Source organism: Arthrobacter sp. NPDC055138, from assembly GCF_053607305.1.
The window spans coordinates 59,598-83,831 of record NZ_JBSGTH010000005.1; the positions used below are offsets into that span (position 1 = coordinate 59,598).

The following is a 24,234-nucleotide window of genomic DNA, read 5'->3' on the forward strand; positions in this document are numbered from 1 at the left end:
TCCTCGCTCCGGAGTCTTGGTGGCGTGTTAGCGAGACTATACCCATAGTCCAGTCAAAAGGAACAGGGTCTGGCCAAGTCTAATATTCAGACTATAAGTCTAGTGACTGAACTGCTATTCCATTGCGTGCCGACTGTGAGTAACTTGACTCACAGTCGGACCGCGAAAGCCGGCAGCCAGCCGGGCCTAGGGAGTTGGAGCACGCATGTCACTTTCACCCGCTGCAGGGAGCCACCTGCCGCAACGCGTCGTCGTCACGGGCGGTTCGTCCGGCATCGGGCTTGCCGTGGCGCGGCTATTCGTACGGGAAGGTTCGCAGGTCGGCATCGTCGGCCGGAACCAGGACCGATTGGACGCGGCGATCGCTGAACTCGAACTCGTCGGGCGGTCGCGAGTCGTGGCAGCACGCGCAGATGTCGCCGAGGACTCTCAACTGGAAGACGCGGTGGGACGAATCGCCGGCAAGTTGGGCGGCATCGACGCACTCGTCTGCTGCGCCGGCATCGAAGGTGAAATGGGAGCGGCCTGCGAGGACGTTAGTGCGAAGAGTTTTCGAGAGGTCCTCGACGTCAACGTCGTCGGCACATTCCTTGCGATCAAGTTTGCTCTTCCATTCCTCAGGCGCGCAGAGGGCGGCAGCGTGACCATCGTCGGTTCTGACTCCGGCTTCGTCGCGGTGCCGGGCATGCTCGCGTACAACGCGTCCAAGGGCGCACTCGTCCAAATGACACGGGCACTGGCCGTAGAACTGTTTGACGAGTATGGGATCCGGGTCAACAGTGTTTGCCCGTCGATCGTTGATACACCGATGGCGCGCCGCGGGCTGGGCGACGCCTTGGACAACCCAGGGTTCCCCCTGCAGTCTGCCGATGACATCGCGTGGAGCGTCGGCTACCTAGCATCCCGGCGATCCCGCGCCATCAACGGAGTCAACCTGCTGTCCGACTTTGGCTACACCGGCCGTTCCTCCTTTCCGGCATAACCGGCGCCAGCGCCCTGCAGCCGGGGAATCAGTGGCTTCCGGGCGCGCATTGTCTAGCTTCGTGCACGGAATGACAAGCCAGAACCGCGGTATCCGGCGCAAACTGGCTTTATTAGTCCGGGAGCTGGATGTGCTGCACGGTCAGGGGTCGAGTAACAAGACCTCGACGCATAGATTCGCCACTGGCCGTGCGATTCACTTCCGATATTCACCGCAACTCATTGATTGGAGTTCAGTTGTCTGAGAAACATACCGACGTGTTGGCACGCAACCAGCTTGGAGTAAGTGCGATTGTCTTTCTCGTTCTCGCTGCTGTGGCTCCAGTCACGGTTCTCATTGTCGTGCTCCCGCTCGCGATCGCGCACGGCAACGGCGGCGGTGTACCCGTCGCGATCCTATTGGTGGCAGCGGCCCTGCTGCTCTTTGCGATCGGCTACGCGCAGATCACTAAGGAGCTGACCAACGCTGGCGGCTTCTACGCGATCGCGGTGAAAGGCCTGGGCAAGACTGCAGGCCTCATCACTGGAATCATTGCCACGATCGGTTACAACGCCTTCGTGGCCGGCGCCCTTGGAACCATCGGCTTCTTCGCCGGCATGGTCGTCATGCCCGAACTCTTCGGTGAGGCGTTCACGCTCGATTGGTTCTGGACCGGCTCGGTGCTCTTCATACTCGTTTACCTGCTCGCTATCTCGGGTATTCATGTCAGCGCCGTCGTTCTGGGTGTCGCGCTCGTGCTCGAAATCATCATGGTCTTCGTGTTCGGCTTCTCCGTGCTCTTCCAGCAGGGCTTTGATTTTTCGGTGTTCACGCCTGAAATCGTTATGGGCGGATCATTGTGGATTGGCCTGCTGCTCGCGGCCACCGCGTTTATCGGCTTCGAGGCAACGGCGCTCTTCGGTGAGGAAGCGAAAGATCCCCACCGGACCATTCCCAAAGCGACCTACGCGGCCATCATCATCATCGGTCTCATGCATGCGTTTGCCGCGTGGGCGATCGTCAGTTCGATCGGTCCCGACATCGCGCAGGCGACGGCAGTCGAGCATCTCGAGGCGGGCGACCTCACCTTGATGCTCATTGACAAGCATCTTGGGCCAGTTTTTGTCGTCATCTCCCTTGTGCTCGTGGTGGTCAGCCTCTTCGCCGCGCAGCTGGCATTCCACAACTCGGCCGGACGCTACCTCTACTCGCTCGGTCGCGCACGTGTGCTGCCGCAGTGGCTGGCTAAGACCAACTCGAAGGGAGCGCCTCAGCGCGCGCTGCTGACCAACCTGATTTTTGCCTTGGTCATCGCGGCGATCTTCCGTTTCGCTTTCCCGGAGCTGCCGTCGATCCTCACCCTCGTTCCGGTGGGTCTCGGCTTCGCGACACTCTCGATCATCATCGTGCAGGCCATCGCCGCCCTTTCAGTCGTCGTCTACTTCCGCAAGAAGCGCGACCCGCGGCTTTGGACGACCCTGATCGCACCGGGCATTGGCTTTGTCGCGCTAGCCGTCTTCAGCATCATGGCAATTGTGCAGTTCCCGCTCGTCGCAGGTTCCGAGGAACCCTACGTGGTCGTGCTGCCATGGCTATTAGTGCTCGCTGTCGTCGGCGGCATCATCTACGGCGCTTACCTCAAGGCGAAGAAGCCCGAAGTGTACGCAGGTCTCAGCGACGATCTTGAGAAGTTCGACGAATTGCTCGTCGAAGATGCGGACACTCTCAAGAAATAGCGGCGCCGCTCGACGTTGAACGGGTGGGTGCCCCTGACGCCAGGTACTGCGCGTCAGGGGCACCCACCCGTTCAAGGAATGGTCTTCCTCGCCGTCAGGTAACCGGCGGCTGGAGACAACCGACTGCGGGTCTTGGGGCACCGGTGTTAAACGAAAGGGCCGGAGCAGCAGGCGTTGGGGGGAATCCTGCGGCTCCGGCTCTTCCACGCCCGGACCCAAGCCCGGCCGACGCGGTGCGGGCCCCCGTTCCGAGCCCGACCGTTGACACGAGCTTATCCGGGTACTGTCACGGCCGCGATGGGGAGAACTACCCATCGCGCCTAAAACGTTTACTCTGGGTGAGCTCTATGATGCAGCTAGCGCCGCCGGCCCCACCCTGCGCCCCGGGGCCGCCCCGGCGTCCCGGTCGAACCGGCACAGCCCGGCCGTTCCGACGGTTCCCCACCCGGTCGGCGCAGTCCCTGACCCGGCTCGCCCTGCCCCTCGCTCGCCCGGTCCACGCCCTTCCCTTCGGGCTTATTAGCCCTCCCTCGCCCGTTGGCGCGCGGGAGAGGATACTGGAGGCCGTGGGACTGTTGAGCGGGATGCCTTCCCCATTTGTCGATCGGTCCGATGCGGGGCATCAACTGGCGGCCGAATTGGCTGACTACCGCGGGCACGACGACGTGACCGTGCTCGGACTGGCTCGTGGCGGTGTTCCGGTGGCTGCCGTCCTGGCGAAAGAACTCGCCGTCGACCTTGATGCACTCATTGTCCGCAAGTTGGGGATTCCCGACCAGCCGGAGGTGGCCTTCGGTGCCTTGGCTGCCCACGGCGGGCACACCGCCGTCGTCATGGTGGACCATATTGTGGCCGAACTGCGCCGCCGCAACTACAGCGAGCAGCGACTCCAGTCCGTCCAAGCCGCCGAACGTGCCGAACTGCAGCGGCGCCAGGAGGCCTATCTCCACGGCAGGACAACAGAGCTCAGCGGCCGCACCGCCATTCTTTGCGACGACGGGCTGGCGACAGGCGCCACCATGAAGGCCGCGATCAAGGCTGTTCGGCAGAGCAAGCCGCGCGAGATCGTCGTGGCGGTCCCGGTGGGGCCTCCGCAGACCTGCGCTGAGCTGGAAAAGCTGGCCGATGCGGTCTTCTGCCTTCGCCAGCCGCGCGGATTTCGGGCTGTCGGCGAGGCCTATAGGCATTTCAACCAGGTCAGCGACGACGAGGTGCTGGCCTTGCTCCCCCGGTAACGGCTGGCTGCAGCCCTGACAGCAGCAGACCGCCGCCGGTAACTGTTACCGGCGGCGGTCCACATGAGCAGTCTGAGCAGTCCCTAGTGAGAGTCGCGTGCCTCAGGGTGTTGCTGCAGGTACTCCTGATGGGCTTCGTCCACCCGCAGGTTCTTGCCCTTGGTCTCCTTGACCATCGAGACGGTTACGAGCGAGATGACGCAGAGCACCATGATGTAGATGCCAATCGAGATGGTGGTACCGGTCGCGCCAAGCAGCACTTCGGCGATCAAGGGAGCGAATGCGCCGCCCAGAATCGCGCCGATGGCGTAGCCGATGGAGACGCCCGAGTAGCGGACATGGGCCGGGAACATCTCGGCGTAGAGAGCCGACTGCGGCCCATAGGACAGGCCCAGGCCGATGGTGAGGACGAACATCGCGATGCCCATCAGGACGATGCTCGCGGTGTCGATCAGCATGAACATCGGGATCTGCCACAGCAAGACCCAGACGTAACCAATCTGGAACGTCCGGATGCGGCCGATCTTGTCGGAGAGAATGCCTCCGTACATGGTGAAGATCAACCAGCCGAAGGCGGCCAGCGTGGTAGCCAGCAGCACGGACGGACGGTCCATGCCCAGGCCGCCGTCCTCCACCGGCTTGGTGGCGTAGGAAGCGAAGAACGCGATCAGCAGGTAACCGGCTGCGTTGTTGGCAATGAAGATGAGCGCGGTCTGGATGACTTCTTTCCAGTTGTGCTTGAACAGCTGGCCCAGCGGAGCGGCGGACTCCTTCTTGCGCTCCTGCATCTCCTTGAACACAGGGGACTCATCCACCGAACGGCGGATGAAGAAGCCCACGACAATCAACACGATCGAGAACAGGAACGGTACACGCCAGCCCCAGCTCATAAAGTCTTCTTCTGACAGCAGGGTGCTGAGCAGCCACATCACGCCGGTGGCCAAGATCATGCCGCACGGAACACCGATCTGCGGGTATGCACCAAAGAAGCCGCGCTTATTCACCGGGGCATGCTCGACGGACATCAGGGCAGCGCCGCCCCATTCACCGCCGGCCGAGAAGCCCTGCAGGATGCGCAGGAACACCAGCAGAATGGGAGCCCAGATGCCAATCTGCGCGTAGGTCGGCAGAACACCGATCAGCGCGGTGGCGGCACCCATCAGCACCAGCGTGAAGACCAGCATCATCTTCCGGCCGAGGCGGTCACCGAGGTGGCCGGCAACGATGGCGCCGAGCGGGCGGAACAGGAAGCTAATGCCCAGCGAGGCCCACGAGACGATTTGGGCCAGGCCGGAGCTCTCCTGCGACAACGGGGCAAAGTACAGGGAGGCCAGCACCAATCCGGCAGCCTGGGCGTAGATGAAGAAGTCGTACCACTCAATGGTGGTACCAACCAAGGTGCCGGCGAGCACCTTGCGCTCTTCGTGGCGGGTGGCTGGGCTGATGTTGCCTGCCAGCTCTTCTGACGTGGACATATTTTTCTCCGTTGTGTTCACAGAACGGTAATTACCGAACGGTCGGTAATGTGACTGGAGCCATACTACCGGAGAGTGATAGGGCACACATAGTGCCGCCATATCAATTGAGTAACGGCTCCTTTCCCGTCACGCCATCCAGCTCGACCCGCTGCTTCCCTCCGGAGGGCCCTGCCGCCCACGCGGACGTTCTATAGTTGGACGCTTCGTCCTGATATAGAACAATGGGAGATGTGAGGCGTGGCACAGCCCTGTCGCTCAGTCTCCTACAAGACGTGCTCCCCCAGTTACTTTTCCTAGGATGGTCCGATGAGCCAGACTCCCACCAAGCCAGCCCCGGCGCACTCGCAGACTCTCTCGCGCGGCATCAGAGCGCTGGAAATCCTGGCCGAAGCCCAGTCGCCGATGACCATCGCCGAGCTGTCCGAAGCTTTGGAAGTGCACCGCTCGATCGCCTACCGGATCCTGCGCACTCTTGAAGACCACTCACTGTTGATGCGCGATTCGGCCGGACGTGTGCAGGCGGGCCCGGGGTTGGCCGCGCTGGCGCGCGGTGTGTCCCGCGACCTGCAGTCTGCGGCTCTGCCCGAGCTGACCACGCTGGCGAACGACCTGATGATGACCGCTTTTATCGCAGTCTGGGATCAACACGATTGCGTCACGCTGTTCACGGTGGAGCCGCGGCACACAACGGCGCTGGTCCAGCACCCCGGCACGCGTCATTCCTTCGCCGCCGGGGCACCGGGAATCGCCATCCAGTCTGCGCTGACCCGGGAACAGTGGGAGCAGCACGCTCCGGGACAACAGATCCGGCCGGAAGCCCAACTGGCCAAGGAAACCGGCTACGCCGTCAGCCATGACGAGGTCATCCCGGGTGTCTCCGCGGTCGCGGTGCCGGTCTCAGTTCCCGGCCAACTGCCGGCGGCTATCGCTGTGGTTTACATCCGCACCGATACTCCCGACCGGGAGATCGCGGTGGCCTTGAAGCGTTCTGCCGCCACCATCGAGGCAGAACTGCGCTGAGCGGGCTCAGCGCCGCAGGCGACTGACGACGGCGGCGGCAACCAGGCCGAGCACAAACAACATGCCCGCGGCGCCGATCGAGACCAGGAAGGCACCGGAATGCCCCGAGGCCTCGGCCAGTGCACCGGCCAATGCGGAACCCAGCGCCGAGCCCAGGACAACCCCGCTGGCCAGCAGCGTCATGACCGTGCCCAGACGCTCGTCCGGAGCGACCACGCTGCCAATGCCGTAAATGGTGACCATGGTCGGCCCCACGGGCACGCCGACCAGCAGCAGCACGAAAATCATCGGCAGCACGTCGCCCGGCAGCAGCAAAAGCAAACAGAATGCCGTCATCAAAGCAGCACAGACGACCCAGCGCCAGGCATGCGTCCACCGTGCCGGCCAATAGGCCACGGAGAGCGCCCCGAAGGCCGACGTCAGTCCCAGCAGAGCGTACAACAGGCCCGCCGCGTCGGCCGCTCCGAAGGTGCCCCCGAAGGCACTCAGCGCGTTCTGGGTTGCCCCGAAGAACGTCCCCATGGCCACCATGCCCAGCACCGGGATGGCAACCAACGGCCAGTTGATCCGCACCGGAGTTGCGGCCGCAGCCGCGCCCGGATGCGCCTTGACCAGTTCGGGGGTCACCGGGACTACCGCGCGGTACGTGGGGTGGACGGCAAAAGCGGTGACCATGGTGACGGTCAGGGCGGCGGCCAGCACGAACGGCAGCCACGGCGCAATCAGCGCGGCCAACAGGCCGACCAGCGCCGGCCCCATCACGAACGTCAGTTCATCCGCCGTGCTTTCGTACGACAGTGCGGTGTCCAGCGCAGGCTTGTCGCTGCGCGTCATCGCCATCCAGCGCACCCTCGCCAGCGAGCCCACCTGCGGGCATGTTGCCCCGACGAGGAACGACGCCGCCAGCACGGCTGCGGTTCCGGCCCCGCTGGTGCCGATGTAAACGCAGGTCAGCAGCAAGCCAATGGCGCAGGTGTGAGCCGCGGCGGCAATCAAGAGGACCGGCCGCTGGCCCGCTCGATCCGCCAAATAGCCGAACAGCGGCGCCCCCACCGCCGAACCGATGCCCACCGCGCCGGCGGCGAAGCCACCCGAGGCATAGGAGCCGGTGGTCACGGTGATAAGGGTCAGGGCACCGACCGTCAGCATCGCCAGCGGCAGCCGGGCCAGGAATCCGATGGTCAGGAAGGACGTACCGGCCAGCCGGGCCAGCCGGGCGTAGCGGCCGAAAGGGTTGCGGCGCTTACGCCCGCCGGCAGGAGCGCCGGTCGCGGTTTGTTCCCGTGCGGGCGCGCCTGAATCAGGAGATCTCATCAGTTTTTCCGTTGGTTCGAACCGCGCATCGTCCCGCCTCCCGATGCGCACAACCCGGATAACGCAACTATCATACCGGTGTCACGCGACGCCGGTGAGTACCGTGCGGACCGATGAGCCGTGGCGTCCCTTCGTGACTTGTAGTTGGGCGCCGATCCGCTGCTTCATTTCTGCCACATGGCTGACGAGGCCAATCACCCGGCCACCGTCGCGCAGTCCCTCCAAAGCATCCATGACCTGTTCGAGTGCCTGCTCATCCAGGCTGCCAAAGCCCTCGTCGACGAAGAGCGTTTCAATGTCCACGCCGCCGGCTTCGGCCTGAACGACGTCGGCCAGGCCCAGGGCCAGCGCGAGCGAGGCCATGAAGGACTCGCCGCCGGAAAGCGTCGCCGTGTCGCGCCGCTGCCCGGTCCATTCGTCACTGACGTGCAGGCCAAGTCCGGACTTCTTGTTGCCGGACTTTGAGTCGTCGTGGACCAGCGTGTACCGGCCGTCAGTCATCGTGATAAGGCGTTCGGACGCCGCGGCCGCGATCTGTTCCAGCCGGGCGGCGAGGACATAAGTGGTGAGCGTCATTTTTCGCTCGTTCTCGCCCAATCCCCGGACCGTGTCCGCCACCGACTGCAGCAGCTCGTGCCGTGCGGCGATCGGCGCCAGGCGGATTTGTTCCTCCTCGAAACGCCGGCGGTACGCCGCCAGTTGTTCCTGCGACGCCGCCAGCACGCCGTGCCGCACTTGGTGCTCTCGAACCCTGCGGTCCAGGACAGCGACCTGATCGCGTGCCTCGTCCATTTCCCCGGTTCCCGGCAACGCTTCTCCGTTCTTGAGGGCGGTGCGGGCTCGGATCACTGGTTCGGAGGTCTCCAGCACCATCAGCCGCTGCCCGGCTTCGATGTGGGCGGTGTGGCGCCGCTCCAGTTCCTGCAGCTGTGCCGGCGCCAGCAAGGAGACGCGGGCTTCTTCTTCGGTGGCGAAGTTGGATTGCTCGATCGCCGAGGCGAGCTCGGCCTCCGCCTGGTCCAAAGCGTTGCCACAATGGCGGTGCTGCGCGAGGATCCTCATGGCATCGGCCAGCAGCTGGTCCAGCCGGGACAAAGACGCCGCATGATCGTGCAGGCTGCCCCCGTCAGGCAGCGCCTCGTGCAGTTTCCGTTCCAGTTCGTCCGTGCGTTCTCTGCCGGCTTTGAGTTCGGAATCCGCACTGGCCTTGGCCACAGCCAGCGCTGAAAGCCGCTGTCCGAGCTCTTCAAGCTGCTGCGTTGTGGCAGCCGATTGCTCCTGCAGCTCGCGGCGCCGGTCCCGCACAGCTACAGCGTGGTCCAGGCTGGTTTGGGCAGCGGCCACGGCCGCGGCGGCATCGGTGGCATCGGTCGCCCCGCCGCGGGATGCCAGGGCGGAAAGCTCCTGTTCGAGGTGGGCGCAGGCGTCGCGTGCCTCGGTGTACAGGGCCTCCGCGGCCGCGTGATCATCCCGGGCTGCGGCTTCCTGCTCGCGGGTGACCAGCCGGCCGGAGGCTGCCACCGCAGGTTGCGGGTGCTCGGTCCCGCCGCACACCGGGCAGGGCTCTCCCTCGGCAAGGGTGGCAGCGAGCTCGGCTGCGGCCTGGTCCAACCGCTGTTCAAGCAGGGACAACCAGGCTTCCTTGCGCTCGAGTTGCCGAGTGTGTGCTGTGTCGCGGCGGGCGCGCGCCGCTTCCGTCTTGGCTCGACAGGCCGCATGGTCGGCCACCGCTTCCCGGATGTGCTGGGCTTGTTCGAGGCGCTCGGTGAGCAGGCCGACGTCCGGGGTCTCGGCCAGCGCGGCCAGTTGCTCCTGCAGGCTGCGGCCGGTTGCGGCGAGCTGTTCGCGCTCATCGGCGGCAGAAGCCAGGTGCTGCGCCAGTTGCTCCGCGCGTAGCTCGAACCCCTGCACTTCGGTACGGGCCGATCGCAACCGCTGTTCTTCGGGCAGCAGGGCCCGGATGCGCCCCAGCTCGGCGGCGAGCCGGCCCGCCGCTTCGTCCAGCAGCGCCTGTCCGGCGTGGTCGGGTTCCGGACGGCTGGAAACGAACGCCGGATAGAGCGGATGCGTCTCCGCCGCGTCGATCCGGTCCAGAAACTCCTTGGCAGCGCGTTCCATGGCGAGCGCGGCCTGGTCGCGATGGCGAATTGGCGACGCCAACAGTTCCGCCGAGCGGTGCGCCGCCAGCGTTTCGGTCAAAGCGGCATGGCTGCCTGCGGCTTGGCGGTGCTCAGCGGAGATTTTCTCCAGTTCCGCCAGGGCCGCGTGGTCGGCCAGCGCCCGCTCGCGCCTGCCGAGGGTGTCCCGCAGCCGACCCAATTCTTCTTGGCCGCGGGCGGCCGCGTCCTGGACCGAGGCGGCAGCGGAGGCGACCGACGACTCGAAGGCGGCAAACAGGTCCGCGGCAGCCAGCGGTTGGTCCGGCATCTCCCCGGCAGCCAGGTGTCGAGCGGCTTCTTCCGTTGCCCGTTCCATGAGTTGATCCGCTCCCGCGACGGCGGCCTGATAAGCCGAGCGCGCCTTGGCCGCCTCGTCCGCGAGCGTTTGTTCCACAGCCTCGTAGCGGCCGGTTGCGAACAGCCGCTGCAGCAGCGGCCGGCGGTCTTTGGCGTCGGCCCGCAGGAACGCGGCAAAGTCGCCCTGCGGCAACAGCACTACCTTGGTGAACTGTTCCAGGCTCATGCCCAGGACGGACAGCAGTTCGGCGGCGGCCTCGTCGTTTCGGGCGCTTTTCTGGACCCACGCGCCGTTCACCTTTTCGCGCAGCAGAGTGTGCGCCTGTTCCGTCACCGAACCGGACCTGGCCCGGGACGACGGACGTTCCCACTGCGGGTTGCGGGTCACTTCGAAGCGTCGGCCGCGAGCCGAAAACTCGCAGACGACTTCGGGCTCCGTCTCCGGTTCGGCATGATCACTGCGCAGCCGCTTGCCCTGCTGGCGCGCGCCGGGAACGGATCCGTACAGCGCAAAGCAGATGGCGTCCAGGATGCTGGTCTTGCCGGCACCGGTCGGGCCGTTGAGCAGGAACAGTCCCTGCGAGCTGAGCTCATCAAAGTCGATGGTTTCCCGGGCCGCGAAAGGGCCAAAGGCTTGAATTTCCAGCCGGTGGATCCTCATGCCGATACCTCCGCCGCCTGCACTGCCTGCAGCGCGTCCGCCAGCAGGGCCCGTTCGGCCTCGTCGGCCGGCCGGGAGCGAACGTGGTCCAGGAATCCGCAGCAAACCTGCAGGTCGTCCTGGGCCTTGGCGATGCGCTGGCTGTAGCTCATGGTGTCCCGCCGCGGTCCGGAGGCCGGCTCAAAGCTCAACACCAACGTGTCAGGGAAACGTTCGCGCAGACGTTCCATGGCCTTCAGCGGCCGTTCGTCGTCCGTGATGGTGATCTGGCAATAGGCCTCTTGTGCCCAAGCATGGTCCGCGGATTCCAGCAGGTCCTGCATGCTCCCCCTGAGCACGGCGAGCTTGCGTGGGGCTGGCCAGGAAACGTTTTCGACGGAGCTGAGCCCGTCCGCCGTGAACTCAAGAATGATGCCGCCCTTCTCGTGACCGGCCTCGGAGAAGGAATACGGCAGGGGCGAGCCCGAATAGCGCACGGTTTCGCTCAGCATCTGGCGTCCATGCAAGTGACCCAGCGCCACATAGTCAAGACCGTCAAACAGGTCCAGCGGGACCGCTCCCACTCCTCCGATGCTCAAGTCCCGCTCGCTGTCCGAGCTGATCCCGCCGCTGGCAAACGTGTGCGCCACGACCAGCGAATGGACGGGCCCGCCGGCCTTCCGCTCTGCCAGCTCGGCACGGATGCGGCCTAGAGCCGACCGCGTCACTGCGGTGTGGCTCGGAGCCGCGGCCCCAAGCTCCTCCGCGCACATCCGCGGTTCCAGATACGGAATTCCGTACACGGCCAAGGTGGCGCCGCCCAGGTCCAGTTCCACCGGATCTGCGAGTTGGTCCAGCCGGGTGCGGACATGGACGCCGCCGTGGGCCAGGATGCCGGATCCAAAACCCAACCGGGTGGCCGAATCGTGATTGCCGCTGGTCATGATGACGGTGGCTCCGGCGGCGCGGATGCGCGACAGAGCTTCGGAAAAGAGGTTGACAACATCCACGCCGGGCAGAGCGCGGTCGTACACATCGCCGGCGATCAGCACTACATCGATGAGCTCGTCCCGCACGGTTTCCAGAAGCTGGTCGACGAATGCGCGCTGCGCCTCCAGCATCCCGACGCCATGGAAGGAGCGTCCCAGATGCCAGTCCGACGTGTGCAATAACCTCATGCTTCAAAACTAACCGTCGGTCAGGACAGTTTCGGACAAGCGCAACGGCACGCCCCGGAATCGGGACGTGCCGTTGAACTTGCAGATTTCGGTTATTCGGTGTCCGCGCGGGGCCGGTTCGGCTTGCGGTCAAAGAAATCGCGGGCTTCGGCCGCACCCTGGTCGTCCGCGGGCGCCGGCCGGTCCGGCTGGTCCTCCACAGCGACGTCGGGAACATCACCTTTACCGGCAGCCGTCCCGGCGGTCGCGCCCTCGACAGGTGCGGCGGCAGACTCAACCGGAGCAACGCCGTCGTCCGTTTTCCGCCGCGGCCCCGGTGCCGTCTCGGCGCTGCGGTACAGTAGCCCGGCGATCAGGGCACCGAGCAGCGGAGCCACCCAGAACAGCCATAGTTCGCTCACCGCGCTGGGACCGGCGAAGTACACCGCGGCGGTGGAACGGGCGGGGTTCATGCCGGCGTTGGAGATGGGCAGCATTACCGCGGTGAGCACGGCGAAGACCAGGCCAACGGCATAGGGGGCGCTGCGCAGCCGGTCGCGGGACGAGGTCGCGCCCAAGTAGACGGCCACCAGCAGGCCGGTCGCGATGGTTTCGGCCAGGAACACGCCGGCCATCGAGAAGCCCAACTCATCACCGCTGGCATAGCCGTTGGCGATGGAAGCGAAGACGCTTTCCGACTGCGCGCCGGCCGGGTGGCTGCCGATGATGACCCACAGCACGACGGCGGCCAAGGACGTACCAACCAGTTGCGCCAGGACATAGGGCAGAACCGACTTCCAGGCCGTGCGGCCCGCGAGCGCGCTGCCGAGCGTGATCGCCGGGTTGAACTGGCCTCCGGAGATGTAGCCGAAGGCGAGCATGCCGGCAATGACGGCCAAGCCGAAACCGAAGGGAACGCCGAAAGAGCCCTGCGGATTGAACATGCCGATGCCGAGCGCACCGAAAAACAGCAAGAACGAACCTGCCACCTCGGCGCCGATGCGGGCCGAGTAGCTGCGTCCTTCGCCGAGCCGGGGTGGGGCGGCGGGGACGGCTGGTGCCGATGCCGCCGGGTGGGCTGCTGCCATGGATACTGTCCTCCTACCGGGCCGACGGGACGCCGGCGATTGACTCAAAACTACTCCACTCTGTCACCGGGTTCTGGGAAAACCCTGAACGTTTCCGGGGAGGCTCAGTCGGGCGGAATATCCGCGCGCACGCCTAAGCTGGTAGTCGTGACTACCGACGCCCCGCTTCCCGCTTCCCGGTCCGATGCCGATCCCACTGCCCACACTGTCCCGGACTACGCCTCGCGGGTGCGCGGCTGCCTGCTCGGCGGCGCGCTGGGAGACCAGTTGGGGGCGGCCGTCGAGTCCGACTCCTTCGACGTGATCGCCGGACGCTTCGGGGCCGACGGGCTGCACGACTTCCCGCAACTGCCGGAGCCCGGGCATTTTAGCGACGAGACCCAACTGACGCTTTATACCCTCGACGGATTGACCGAGGCCCTGGAGTGGGCGAACGCCGGCACCGCCGCGGACGAAGCCGCCTGCCTCTGGCTCGCCTACCTCCGCTGGTACGCCACGCAGGAAGGCCGCTTTCCGGAGGGCGCGCCGGCGCCGCAGCCGCGCTGGATCGACGGCCAGTCCGTACTGCATGCGCGGCGCGCTCCCGCCGAGGCCTGTCTGTCCGGACTGGCCACCGGCGAGATGGGAACCCGGGCCCGTCCGGTCAACGCGGATGCTGTGGACGGCAGCACGGTGACGCGTTCGGCCCCCTTCGGGCTGCTGCCGTTCGTCGACGACCAGACCGTCCAGCGTTTGGCCACCGACGGCTCCGCACTTACCCATGGCCATCCGGCGGCACACCGCAGCGCGGCCACCTTGGCCACATTGATCCGGCTGCTGGTGCATGAACAAGCCACGTTGCCCGGTGCCGCCGTGGCCATGCTGGCGCGCACCGAGCAGGATGCCGGAGCCGCCGAATTGGCCGGGCGCCTGCGGACCGCCGTCGAGCTCTCCGCCCACGGTCCGGTGGCACCTGCCGACCTGACCGCGGCACTCGGCACTGGCCGGGCGGCCGAGGAAGCTCTATCCATCGCCCTGTACGCGGTGCTGGCTACCGCTGACAGCACGACACCGGAACAACACTTCCGCAGGGGCGTCGCCGCTGCGACCAATCACGACGGCGACAGCGACGCAGCCGGCAGTATCGCCGGCAACCTTTTAGGCGCCCATTACGGCGAAGCCGCGCTGCCCCCCGAATGGCTGGCCTCCCTCGAGGGGCCAGAAGTCATCCTCGGCATGGCCGATCGCTTCCTGGCCCAGACGCAGGGCTAAGGCATGCGCCACGACAGCCACCCGCCCGTCCTGCCTCGTCAGGACGGCAAGACCATCATCGTGACCGGTGCCAGTGCCGGACTTGGCTATTTCGCCAGCGAGCAGCTCGCCGCGGCCGGAGCCACGGTAGTGATGGCCGCGCGCGACGAGGCCCGCGGCCGCGCGGCCATGGACGCCGTCCGGACTACGGTGCCCGGAGCGGACGTGCGCTTCCAGCAACTCGACTTGGCAAGCCTTGACTCGGTCCGGCAGGCCGCGGAGGAACTGGCCGGCCTCGGCCGGATCGATGCCCTGCTGGCCAACGCCGGAGTCATCGGGTCCGAGGAGCTGCAATTCACCGTGGACGGCTTCGAGCTGCAGTTCGGCACCAACCACCTGGGCCACTTTGCGCTGATCGCAAGGCTGATGCCTGCACTGACCCGCAGCCACAGCCGCCTGGTTCACGTGGGCAGCATCAGCCACCGCTGGGCGCGCCCGGACTTCCGCCGAGCAGCGCTGCCGGCGAAGTACTCCAGCTATCGGTCCTACGCCTTGTCCAAGCTTGCGGTGATGAGTTTCGGGTTTGAGTTGGCCCACCGGCTGGAAGCGGCTGGTTCGAAGGTCTCCTCCGTGGTGGCGCACCCGGGTTACGCCCGGAAGTACTTCACGCCTGACCGGCCCGGCCTGCGGCTCTCCCAACCAGCCGGCCGTTGGCAGCGCCGTCTGTACGGTCTGATGGCGCAGGGCAAGGATGCTGGAGCGTGGCCGCTGGTACAGGCGACGGGCGGCGACGGCGTGCGCAACGGCGACTATTGGGGGCCGGATGGACGCTTCCAACTGACCGGGAGCCCCGCCGTCGTTGCGCCGAAGCGAAATGCCCGCGAGCGCAACGCTGCCTCCCGGCTGATCGACCTGTCCGAAGAGCTCACCGGGGTTTGCCTGCGGCTCTGACGCCGAACGCTGCCAGTCGGGCGCATTCGGTCAGGCGCTGTGCACCGGCCAGCGTCCGCCGATCATCTGCAGGAACTCGCCTTCGGACAGCACCTCGATCTGGTGGCCCTTGCCGTGCAGCTGCAGCACCTTGTGCGCCTTGGCTGTCACCCGGCCGCTTTTGAGGTCGGAGGCGACGAAACCGTCTCCCACCACCAGCACCGTGGTTTTGCGGGTCACGTTGCTGGCCGGTCGCGCACCCAGTTCCGCCGCACGGTTCTTCGCCTCTTGCCGGGACAGGCCCAGATTACCGGTGAAGACCACTGTCTGGCCGTAGAGCGGGTGGGAGTCGTCGGCATCATGGTTCGGCTCCGGATTGCTGCCCTCGTCCGGCCAGTACGTCCACGCGGAAGACAGTGCCGCTCCCCCGGCAGAGCCCAGCTCCTGGCGTTCAAGCGCCGTCCGGGTGGGTTTCGAGATAGCCGCCGTTCCGTGGAGGTAGGCCTCGAGGCGGGTGGTGCGCATCTGCATGGCCGTCAACAGGTCCGGAATACTTCCGGCCGAGTTCCGGCCGGCAATGTCGATCATGATGCCGGCGCACGCCCGAGCGTCCGCCACGGCGTCGTGGTGGTTCAGCAACGGCACGCCGGCGGCTTCGGCCACGAACGGGAGCGAATAGGACACCAGCGAATAGCTGCGCCGAGACAGGATGACCGTACAGGCGTAGTCGTAAGCCGGGCCGGAAAGTTCAGAGACTTCCAGTGCCGACCGGATGACGCCCATGTCGAAGGCCGCGTTGTGGGCGACCAGCATGTCGGTGCCGATGAACGCTGCCATGTGGGCGAAGAGTTCCCCGAAGCGGGGCTTTGCCGCAACTATGTCTGCGGTAATGCCGTGGATCTGGACGTTGCGCGGATCGAAATGATCGAAGCCTTCCGGCGGGCGCATGAGCCATGAAGCTTCCTCGACGATTCGGCCATCACGGACTTTGCTCAAGCCGACGGAGCATGGCGATCCCCTGAACCCGTTTGCCGTCTCGAAATCTATCGCCGTGAAGTCAATTGCCACGGGTCAACCCTAATTGATGAGCAGGACAGTCTTGGTCAGCCAACACACGGCACGGCGGCCCCCGCCTGGTGTGCGGGAGCCGCCGTGATGCTGATGGTGTGAGCGCTGCTCGTTGGCTAAATCATGGAGCGGCGCGGCGCAGGGTCAGGTAGGACCCGCCGGCAAGAACCGCGCAGAACAGCGCCGCCCAGCCGGAAACGCTCAGCGGTGTCTGGGCCACCAGCCACTGCCCCACGGTCGGCCACCAGCCCTGCCAGCTGGTCAGGCCCAGCAGCCCAATCAAGACCACGGCAATCGCGATCCATGTGATCAACATCCCGGTGGCCTGCCAGCGCTTGTAAATGGTGGCGAACCAGAAACCGATCATGAACAGCGCCACCATGGCGATGAAGTAGAACAGGATCTGCACCACCGCGTGCTCAGCGGCTACCCAGTCCAGCGCATACAACTGTCCGTTGAACCCCCAGCCGTTGGTGGCAACTTCCACCAGGCCCAGCAGGTAGTAGAGCACGCTGATGGCCAGCGCCACGGTGGCGAACAGTCCCACCGTGCCGATGTAGAAGGTCCTCCGGCTGACGCTCATCGCCTGTGAGAAAGGGAACGTGAGCGTCAGTGACTGGATGCCCAGCGCCAGGAAATACCACATCACTGCCTGCGAAGCGCCGGAGTAGAACGTCTCGCCGCTGGCCGGGATCATCGCCCAGATGGCGAGGGTTATCAGGAAGGCCGAAACCATGATGATGGCCGGGATCCCGAGGAAGGTCCACTTGTTGATCAGCTGCATGCGCGCAACGTTGACGACGCGGTTCATTTCAGGACCTCCAGCTCGGAGTCGGTATCGACGACAGCATCGGTCGCTGCCATGGTCTTGCGCACCACCAGCTGCTGGAGCGAAACCGGTGCCAGTTCCAGGCCAAGTTCGGCTGCCTCGGCACGCTCGGCGTTCTTCAGCCGGCCTTCGACGGTCCACGAAGCCAGCGAGCCCAACGACTCGCGATGCAACACCTCGCGGCCGGCCGCGAACGACTGGACGGCGGAGGCGTTGCCTGCAACGGTGACCGCCGTGCCGCGGATGGCCTCGGCGTCGTCATCCATGATGATCCGGCCGCGGTCGATCAGGACCACATGCTCCAGCAGGTTCGCCACTTCATCGATCAAGTGCGAGGAGAGGATGATGGTCCGCGGGTGCGCGGCAAAGTCCTCCACCAGCCGGTCATAGAAGATCTGCCGGGCCACGGCGTCCAGCCCCAGATACGGTTCGTCAAAGAACGTGATTTCCGCGCGGGACGCCAGCCCAATGATCACCCCGACGGCGGAGAGCTGGCCGCGTGAGAGCTTCTTGATCCGGCGTTTGAGCGGCAGCTGGAATTCTTCGACCAGCTGGTCCGCGAACGCCTGGTCCCAGTGCTTGAAGAACAAGGAGGCGGACCTGAAGGCCTGCCGCGCGGTGAAGTCGTCCGGATACTTCTGCGATTCACGGATGAAGCAAATCCGCGACAGCACGCCGTCGTTCTCATAGGGGCGCTGGCCGAAGACCAGCGCTTCACCGCTGCTCTGGAAGCCCTGGCCGGTGAGCACCGACATCAGGGTGGTCTTGCCGGCGCCGTTTCGGCCCAGCAGGCCGTAGATCCGGTTGCCTTCCAAGCGGAGGCTGACGTTGTCTAGCGCCTTGGCATCACGGTAGGTCTTGGTCACCTGCCGCAGTTCTATGGCGGCGGGTGTGGTCGGGTTGTTCATCGGGACACGCTTCCCTCTGTCATGTCGCTGGTGGACTCGGTGCGGTGGAGCATTTCGGTCAGCTGTTCGGTGCTGATGCCCAGCTTTCGTGCCTCCCGGGTCATCGGCTGGACGTACTCCCTGAAGAAGTCGTCCCGCCTTTGGGCTAACAACCGGGAGCGGGCGCCGGTGGCCACGAACATGCCGATCCCCCTCTTCTTGTACAAAATCCCGTCGTCCACCAAGCGGTTCACGCCTTTCGCTGCAGTGGCGGGATTGATCCGGTAGAAAGCGGCGAACTCATTCGTGGACGGCGCCTGGCTTTCTTCGGCCAGCGCCCCGTCCACGATGTCGTTCTCGATGAGCTCCGCAATCTGCAGGAAGATCGGCCTTGAATCGTCGATCACAGCCGCTCCTTCCATGGAACCCGCCACCGGTTATTCGGTGAAGGGGTTAGTTACTGATGTAACTAACCATACAAGCTAGGCGGCGCTTGTCAAGGGAAGTGTCGGTTATCAGAGGTGCTGGCCGCGGGCGCTGTCGCTTATGCGCCTGCTTGGCAGCGGCGGAGGTGGCAGCGGCGAACCAACGCCGTCGGCGGGAGATAGGGCACGGGAGCGCGCGAAACCCTCGGTGGCGGGCGGTGGGTAACGGCGCCAGGGCGGGTGCGGCGTTGACCAAGAGCCCGGACTACAGCGGGCGGCAGCCGGCGGTCAGGCTGGAATGCGGTGTGTGGAGACTGGGCGTCGCAGCGACGCCAGGCGAAGGCCACTCAGTGCAGCTCGGACAGTGCAGCGGGCCCGGCCGCTGCAGAACAACTTCGGTCCGAATGTGGAGCTCCAGCGGTGACCGGTTCAGCGACCGGGAAACTAGCTCCGGCGGTTCCGAATCTTACGGATCCGGGTGGTAACCCAGTAGAGCACCGCAAGAACGACGACGACGATGACGATCTTTTGGAAGATGCCCGCGTACTGTTCCACGATGTGCCAGTTCTCCCCCAGGTAGAAGCCGGCAAACACGAAGATGGAGTTCCAAACCAGGCTGCCCGCAGTGGTCAGCAGCAGGAACTTCGCCACCGGCATGCGTTCGATGCCGGCGGGGATGGAGATCAGGCTTCGGAAAATGGGGATCATCCGCCCGAAAAACACGGCCTTGTAGCCATGGCGGTTGAACCACGCCTCAACCTTGTCCACGTCTTCCAGGTCGACCAGCGGAAGCTTTTCGGCGATGGCACGCATTCGCCTCCGGCCCAGCCAAGCACCCAGGCCGTACAGCGCCCAAGCGCCGAAGACCGAACCTAGCGTGGTCCAGATCAGTGCCTCGATGAGGCTGAAACTGCCGCGGCTCGCAGTGAAGCCAGCCAGCGGAAGCACCACTTCACTGGGCAGCGGCGGGAAGAGGTTTTCCAGCGCGATGGCCAGGCCCGCACCCGGGGCACCAATGGTCTCCATCAGGCCGACAGCCCAGTCGGCTACACCGGTGAGTGCACTGGTATCGCCAGAGGATTGTGCGGGGATGTTGGCTGACAGGAAGGAAAGGCTCATCATGGTCATCACTTACAAGTTTGCCTTACCGAGCCCCAGAGTCCGAACCGGGCACTGCTTCACCGTTGAGGCAAACGCGGTCGGGGGCCGGCCACTGGTGGCTTGGGAACCGGACGGGCCGATCGCCGGAAAAGCGGAGTGGGATGCCTGACTGGCCGGCTACGGCGCTTCCTCACTCAGCGCCGCCACCAGGTGCGGCAGCAGCGCGCGGAACGCCTGGCCGCGGTGGCTGATGGCGTTCTTTTCCTCCGGCAGCAGCTCCGCACAGCTGCGGTCCATGCCGGCCGGCTGCAGGATCGGGTCGTAGCCGAATCCTCCGGAGCCGCGGGGTTCGGTCAGGAGGACGCCGGCCAGGCGGCCCTCCTCGACGGCTTCCAGCCGCGGCGACACAACACTGGCGGCGCAGACGAACGCGGCACCGCGGTGCTCGGGAGCAATATCGGCCAGTTGGGCCAACAGGAGCCGGAGGTTGGCTTCGTCGTCGCCGTGTTTACCGGCCCAGCGGGCGGAAAAGATCCCGGGCGCACCGCCGAGCACATCCACGGCCAAGCCTGAGTCGTCCGCGACCGCCACAAGGCCGGTGGCTTCGGCCACCGCGCGTGCCTTCAACAGGGAATTATCCGCAAAGGTCAGGCCGGTTTCGGGGACGTCCGGCGCGCCGGCAGCAGCAGCGTCGATCACCTGGGTGTCCACGTCGAGTCCAGGGATTTGGCCCCGCAGCAGTTCTCGCAACTCGCGCAGCTTGCCCTGACTATGGGTGGCCAGGACCAACCGCGGTTCGCCCTCAGCCACGGATGACTTCTCCCAGCGTCTCCAAAAGCGTGTCGCGCTGGATCTGGGAGAGCTGGGCGGTGCCGGCCAGCGCCAGGTCCAGCAGGGCGTCGAGCTCAGCGCGGTCGAACGGTGCACCCTCGGCGGTGCCCTGGACTTCCACGAACTGGCCGGACCCGGTCACCACCACGTTCATGTCGGTTTCCGCGCGCACGTCTTCGACATACGGCAGGTCCAGCATGGGCACGCCGTCGATAATTCCCACGCTCACGGCGGCCACAGTGTCGGTCAGGGGCCGGGCGGAGCGGGCGATCAGCTTCTGCTCTTTGGCCCAGTGCAGCGAGTCGGCGAGGGCCACAAAGGCGCCGGTGATGGCCGCGGTGCGGGTGCCGCCGTCGGCCTGCAGCACGTCGCAGTCCAGCACGATGGTGTTCTCCCCCAGTGCTTTGGTGTCGATCACCGAGCGAAGCGAGCGGCCGATCAGCCGGGAGATTTCATGTGTGCGGCCGCCGATCTTGCCCTTGACGGATTCGCGGTCGGAACGGGTGTTGGTGGCTCGCGGCAGCATGGCGTATTCGGCGGTGACCCAGCCGCGTCCCTCGCCCTTGAGCCAGCGCGGCACCCCCGCCGTCAGCGAGGCGGTGCACAGCACGCGGGTATTGCCGAATTCAATCAGTGCGGAGCCTTCGGCCTGGTTGGACCAGCCGCGGGTGATGCTGATCGGCCGGAGCTGCTCCGGCGTCCGGCCGTCGGCTCGGGCGGTGACGGCGGGCAGGGCGGAGCTGGAATCAACATCAGTCATGCCACCAGCCTATCGGCTCGCGCCGGCCCCCGCGGTTCAGACCGCGAGGCGCAGGCTGGCCGGCTGACGCTGCGGACCTAAGGCACGACGGCGCAGGCTTCCGCGCGCGGGCGGCGCGCTCACGAATGTGCCGCTAAGGCACGACGGCGCAGCCTGCTTCCGCACGCAGGCGAGGCACGAGCGCTGCATCTCCGGCGGCGAGTCAGACGATGTAGCTGACGCCGGCCACCGCCACGGCCAAATCGCCCTGGTAGGTTTCGCGGGCCTCGTTGACGGTCCGCACGGAATCGTTCCAGACCGGCAGGTGGGTCAGCAGCAGCCGCCGGACGTGGGCTTCGGTGGCGGCCGCGCCGGCGCGCTTCCCGGTGAGATGCACGCCGTCGACCGCGTCGTCGCGCCCTTCATGGAAGGCGGCTTCGCACAGGAACATGTCCGCACCGGTAGCTGCTTCAACCAGCTCGGGGCAGCTGTCGGTGTCACCGGAATAGGTCAGCACGCGCGTCACCGGCCCGTCGGGGGTGGGTTCGGTCGCCTCGACGCGGATGGCGTAGGCCTCTTCCACGGGATGGCGTACCGGGTAAGGCGTGATGGTGAACGGGCCAAGCTTGACCGGCTCCCGTTCCGACCAGTGGTGGAAGTCGAACTCCTCGGTCATGCCGGGATCCAACTCGAGCCCGTAGGCCGTGGCCATCCGTTCCGCGGTGGCCGCCGGCCCCCACACGGGAATGCGGCCCTTGGCCCAGCCGCCGGGTTTCCAGCGCACGGCCACATGGAGTCCGCACAGGTCCATGCAGTGGTCTGGGTGCAGATGGCTCAAGAAGATCGCGTCAATGTCCTCCAGCTCCATGTAACGCTGTGCGGTCCCCAGGGCGCCGTTGCCCAGGTCCAGCAGGATCCGCCAGACCCGTTCGCCGTCGTCGGCAGTTACCAAATAGCACGACGCCGGGGACAGCGGCCCGGGAAACGAGCCGCTGCATCCGATGATGGTCAGGTTCATGCCCGCTCCCCCTGGTTGGGCAGCCGAGCCGTGCCGGCAAACGGCGAGACCTTGGGTTCCGCTGCCGCGCCGGCGCGTGCGGCGGCGACCATTTCGGGGGTAATCCGGGCCATGCTGCCGGTGGGATAGTGGGCGGCCACGTGGTCCACATGCTCCACCGCAATCACCTCCGGTCCCAGGAACCGGCGAGCCAGCACTTCGAAGGACGCGGCATCGCCGGTGGCGACGAAGTGGTGTTGGCCCGGCGTTCCCTCCGGCCGGAGCAGATCGTGGGAGACCAGTGAACGGTAGACGTCCTTGGCGGTCTCTTCCGCGCTGGACACCAGCGTGACGCCGTCGCCCATGACATAGGAGATGACGCCGGTCAGCAGCGGATAGTGGGTGCAGCCGAGTACCAGGGTGTCGACGTCCGCACGCTTGAGCGGCTCCAGGTACTCTTCGGCGGTGGACAGCAGATCCTGCCCGGCGGTGACGCCGGCTTCCACGTATTCCACGAAACGCGGACAGGCCACCGAGGTCACGTCCAGGTGGGGCGCGGCGGCGAAGGTGTCCTCGTAGGCACGGGAGCCGACGGTGGCCGAGGTTCCGATCACGCCGATCCGGCCGCTGCGGGTGGAGGCGACGGCGCGGCGGACCGCCGGCTGGATCACCTCGATCACCGGGATGCCGTAACGGGCGGTGTAACGCTCCCGGGCGTCGCGCAGCACGGCTGCGGAGGCCGAGTTGCAGGCAATGACCAAGAGCTTGACGCCGGCGTCGACCAGTTCATCCATCACGCCCAGGGCATTCGCGCGCACCTCGGCGATCGGCAGCGGGCCGTACGGGCCGTTAGCGGTGTCGCCCACGTACAGAATGGATTCGTTCGGCAGCTGGTCGATCACCGCGCGTGCAACAGTCAGCCCGCCCACCCCGGAATCAAAGATGCCGATCGGAGCTGCGGGTTGGATCAACATCTTCCGTGTCACTGCCTTTCCGGGCTCATATTCACTAGAGGATAAGACGTGCACGGCCGGTTGGGCGAACTTCTGCGCGGCTTCTGTAAGCCATCTCACACCCCTGACGACGGCGGGGGCTTCCCTTCGCGGCGCCGCGGAGCTTTAGCGCTCGTCACCGCGGTGGCGTTCCAGCCCGTCCAGCAGCGCCTGCATCAGCGTTTCCTGAAGCCAGGTCATGAAGTTGTAGACCAGCGCCAGGTAGGTCTCCAGATCCTCGGCCTGGGACCAGTCGTCGATCTCATGCAGCGCCTGCGCGTCTTCATCCGTGTGGATGTCCAGCCGCTCGGCCAGCACCAGCCGGACGTCGTTGGTGGCACGCGCGAACAGCCGGGCCTGCTCGTCGGTCAGTTGCAGCGGTGTGTGTTCCAGCAGCAGCGCGCTGGCCCGCAGCGCACCGAGCTTGTCCTCGCGCAGGGAGCGCTCGGTGAGCCTGCGGAACTCCAGCGCCTCGCCGTCGTCGTGCTGTACTGCGTCGGGGAGCAGCCGCAGCAGGGCCGCGTCCTGGGGCTTGGCGGCGTCGAGGTCCAGGCCCACCATCGCCGCGAGCGGATCCTCGTCCTTCCGGTCGATCTCCAGCATGGAAATCACGTCCCCGAACAGCTTCCCGATCAGTTCCCGCTCGGCCGGCTCCAGGAACCCGGTAATCCCCTTGCGCGTGCGCTTGAATGCCTTGGCCATCTACGCCTGGTCCGCCTTCTGGTAGGTGGCCCACAGGCCGAACGAATGCATCGCCACGGTGTCCCGCTCGGCCTGCTCGCGGCTGCCGGTCGCCACCACGGATTTGCCCAGCTGGTGCACTTCGAGCATCAGCTTGTGCGCCTTGGCCTCCGAATAACCGAAGTAGCTCTGGAAGACGTAGCTGACGTAGCTCATCAGGTTGACCGGGTCGTTCCACACGATGACGACCCACGGGACGTCTTTGGCCGTAAGTTCAGACGATTCCGTGCGTCGGGATGTCTCGATATCCGCGTCCAGCACGGTTGTGCAGGAGGGAAGCATGCTCACGGTCATGACTTCCATTGTAGGCAGGCGCCGCTTCGGGGCTTGCCAGCGGCCCTGAAGTACTCAGACGGCGAACACAGGATTAGAGTCGAGG

22 protein-coding genes are annotated in these 24,234 nt (G+C 65.8%); 6 read left to right on the forward strand and 16 right to left on the reverse strand.

Annotation, left to right across the window (positions count from 1 at the left end; all coding sequences use genetic code 11):
* The first annotated feature begins 205 nt into the window (after nt 1–205).
* From ACWF5H_RS13370 to ACWF5H_RS13380, 3 genes are all read left to right on the forward strand, one after another.
* Entirely contained in the window at nt 206–982 is a 777-nt protein-coding gene (locus tag ACWF5H_RS13370; RefSeq protein ID WP_452037444.1) for an SDR family NAD(P)-dependent oxidoreductase, read from the forward strand.
* A 236-nt stretch (nt 983–1,218) separates the two neighbouring features.
* A complete protein-coding gene (locus tag ACWF5H_RS13375) occupies nt 1,219–2,697 on the forward strand; it encodes an APC family permease (RefSeq protein ID WP_452037445.1) in 1,479 nt (492 codons plus the stop codon).
* Between the two features lie 584 nt (nt 2,698–3,281).
* Nucleotides 3,282–3,932: a phosphoribosyltransferase gene (locus ACWF5H_RS13380; RefSeq protein ID WP_452037447.1), complete on the forward strand. Its 651-nt coding sequence runs from the start codon at nt 3,282–3,284 to the stop codon at nt 3,930–3,932.
* 83 nt (nt 3,933–4,015) lie between these two features.
* On the opposite strand, the gene ACWF5H_RS13385 is transcribed toward ACWF5H_RS13380, so the two are convergent.
* Nucleotides 4,016–5,407: an MFS transporter gene (locus ACWF5H_RS13385; protein WP_452037448.1), complete on the reverse strand. Its 1,392-nt coding sequence runs from the start codon at nt 5,405–5,407 to the stop codon at nt 4,016–4,018.
* Nucleotides 5,408–5,716: 309 nt separating this feature from the next.
* On the opposite strand from ACWF5H_RS13385, the gene ACWF5H_RS13390 reads away from it, so the two are divergent.
* Entirely contained in the window at nt 5,717–6,430 is a 714-nt protein-coding gene (locus tag ACWF5H_RS13390; protein WP_452037449.1) for an IclR family transcriptional regulator, read from the forward strand.
* 6 nt (nt 6,431–6,436) lie between these two features.
* On the opposite strand, the gene ACWF5H_RS13395 is transcribed toward ACWF5H_RS13390, so the two are convergent.
* From ACWF5H_RS13395 to ACWF5H_RS13410, 4 genes are all read right to left on the reverse strand, one after another.
* Nucleotides 6,437–7,744, reverse strand: a complete 1,308-nt coding sequence (locus ACWF5H_RS13395; RefSeq protein ID WP_452037451.1) for an MFS transporter — start codon at nt 7,742–7,744, stop codon at nt 6,437–6,439.
* Between the two features lie 81 nt (nt 7,745–7,825).
* Nucleotides 7,826–10,861: an AAA family ATPase gene (locus ACWF5H_RS13400; protein WP_452037452.1), complete on the reverse strand. Its 3,036-nt coding sequence runs from the start codon at nt 10,859–10,861 to the stop codon at nt 7,826–7,828.
* Entirely contained in the window at nt 10,858–12,018 is a 1,161-nt protein-coding gene (locus tag ACWF5H_RS13405; RefSeq protein WP_452037453.1) for an exonuclease SbcCD subunit D, read from the reverse strand. The genes ACWF5H_RS13400 and ACWF5H_RS13405 overlap by 4 nt, the downstream gene beginning before the upstream one ends.
* Nucleotides 12,019–12,110: 92 nt before the next feature.
* Nucleotides 12,111–13,085, reverse strand: coding sequence for an MIP/aquaporin family protein (locus tag ACWF5H_RS13410; protein ID WP_452037455.1), 975 nt, complete (start codon nt 13,083–13,085; stop codon nt 12,111–12,113).
* 147 nt (nt 13,086–13,232) lie between these two features.
* Between ACWF5H_RS13410 and ACWF5H_RS13415 the strand changes: the two genes are divergently transcribed.
* Both ACWF5H_RS13415 and ACWF5H_RS13420 read left to right on the forward strand, forming a co-directional pair.
* A complete protein-coding gene (locus ACWF5H_RS13415; RefSeq protein WP_452037456.1) occupies nt 13,233–14,336 on the forward strand; it encodes an ADP-ribosylglycohydrolase family protein in 1,104 nt (367 codons plus the stop codon).
* 3 nt (nt 14,337–14,339) lie between these two features.
* Nucleotides 14,340–15,266 (forward strand): SDR family NAD(P)-dependent oxidoreductase, encoded by a 927-nt coding sequence (locus ACWF5H_RS13420; RefSeq protein WP_452037457.1) that lies wholly within the window; start codon nt 14,340–14,342, stop codon nt 15,264–15,266.
* A gap of 30 nt (nt 15,267–15,296) precedes the next feature.
* Here the strand turns inward: ACWF5H_RS13420 and ACWF5H_RS13425 are convergent, their stop codons facing one another.
* The 11 genes from ACWF5H_RS13425 to clpS all read right to left on the reverse strand — a co-directional run bounded on the left by ACWF5H_RS13425 (nt 15,297) and on the right by clpS (nt 24,149).
* A complete protein-coding gene (locus ACWF5H_RS13425) occupies nt 15,297–16,313 on the reverse strand; it encodes an exonuclease domain-containing protein (RefSeq protein WP_452037458.1) in 1,017 nt (338 codons plus the stop codon).
* A gap of 121 nt (nt 16,314–16,434) precedes the next feature.
* Nucleotides 16,435–17,124 (reverse strand): hypothetical protein, encoded by a 690-nt coding sequence (locus ACWF5H_RS13430; protein WP_452037459.1) that lies wholly within the window; start codon nt 17,122–17,124, stop codon nt 16,435–16,437.
* Nucleotides 17,121–18,050 carry an ABC transporter ATP-binding protein gene (locus tag ACWF5H_RS13435; protein ID WP_452037460.1) on the reverse strand — a complete coding sequence of 310 codons (930 nt, stop codon included), beginning with the start codon at nt 18,048–18,050 and terminating at the stop codon, nt 17,121–17,123. Before ACWF5H_RS13435 ends, ACWF5H_RS13430 begins: the two co-directional genes overlap by 4 nt.
* Complete coding sequence (locus ACWF5H_RS13440) at nt 18,047–18,436, reverse strand: GntR family transcriptional regulator (protein WP_364648707.1); 390 nt, start codon at nt 18,434–18,436, stop codon at nt 18,047–18,049. Before ACWF5H_RS13440 ends, ACWF5H_RS13435 begins: the two co-directional genes overlap by 4 nt.
* A gap of 462 nt (nt 18,437–18,898) precedes the next feature.
* Nucleotides 18,899–19,576 (reverse strand): DedA family protein, encoded by a 678-nt coding sequence (locus tag ACWF5H_RS13445; protein WP_452037461.1) that lies wholly within the window; start codon nt 19,574–19,576, stop codon nt 18,899–18,901.
* A 156-nt stretch (nt 19,577–19,732) separates the two neighbouring features.
* On the reverse strand, nt 19,733–20,365 hold the full coding sequence (rdgB, locus tag ACWF5H_RS13450) for an RdgB/HAM1 family non-canonical purine NTP pyrophosphatase (protein WP_452037462.1): 633 nt from the start codon (nt 20,363–20,365) through the stop codon (nt 19,733–19,735).
* On the reverse strand, nt 20,358–21,146 hold the full coding sequence (gene rph / locus ACWF5H_RS13455; protein ID WP_364648698.1) for a ribonuclease PH: 789 nt from the start codon (nt 21,144–21,146) through the stop codon (nt 20,358–20,360). The genes rdgB and rph overlap by 8 nt, the downstream gene beginning before the upstream one ends.
* 202 nt (nt 21,147–21,348) lie before the next feature.
* Nucleotides 21,349–22,143: an MBL fold metallo-hydrolase gene (locus ACWF5H_RS13460; protein WP_452037463.1), complete on the reverse strand. Its 795-nt coding sequence runs from the start codon at nt 22,141–22,143 to the stop codon at nt 21,349–21,351.
* Nucleotides 22,140–23,096, reverse strand: a complete 957-nt coding sequence (gene murI, locus ACWF5H_RS13465) for a glutamate racemase (RefSeq protein WP_364648692.1) — start codon at nt 23,094–23,096, stop codon at nt 22,140–22,142. Before murI ends, ACWF5H_RS13460 begins: the two co-directional genes overlap by 4 nt.
* Before the next feature lie 144 nt (nt 23,097–23,240).
* Nucleotides 23,241–23,816 (reverse strand): DUF2017 domain-containing protein, encoded by a 576-nt coding sequence (locus ACWF5H_RS13470; RefSeq protein WP_364648689.1) that lies wholly within the window; start codon nt 23,814–23,816, stop codon nt 23,241–23,243.
* Nucleotides 23,817–24,149, reverse strand: coding sequence for an ATP-dependent Clp protease adapter ClpS (gene clpS / locus ACWF5H_RS13475; RefSeq protein WP_414958557.1), 333 nt, complete (start codon nt 24,147–24,149; stop codon nt 23,817–23,819).
* Nucleotides 24,150–24,234: the final 85 nt, after the last annotated feature.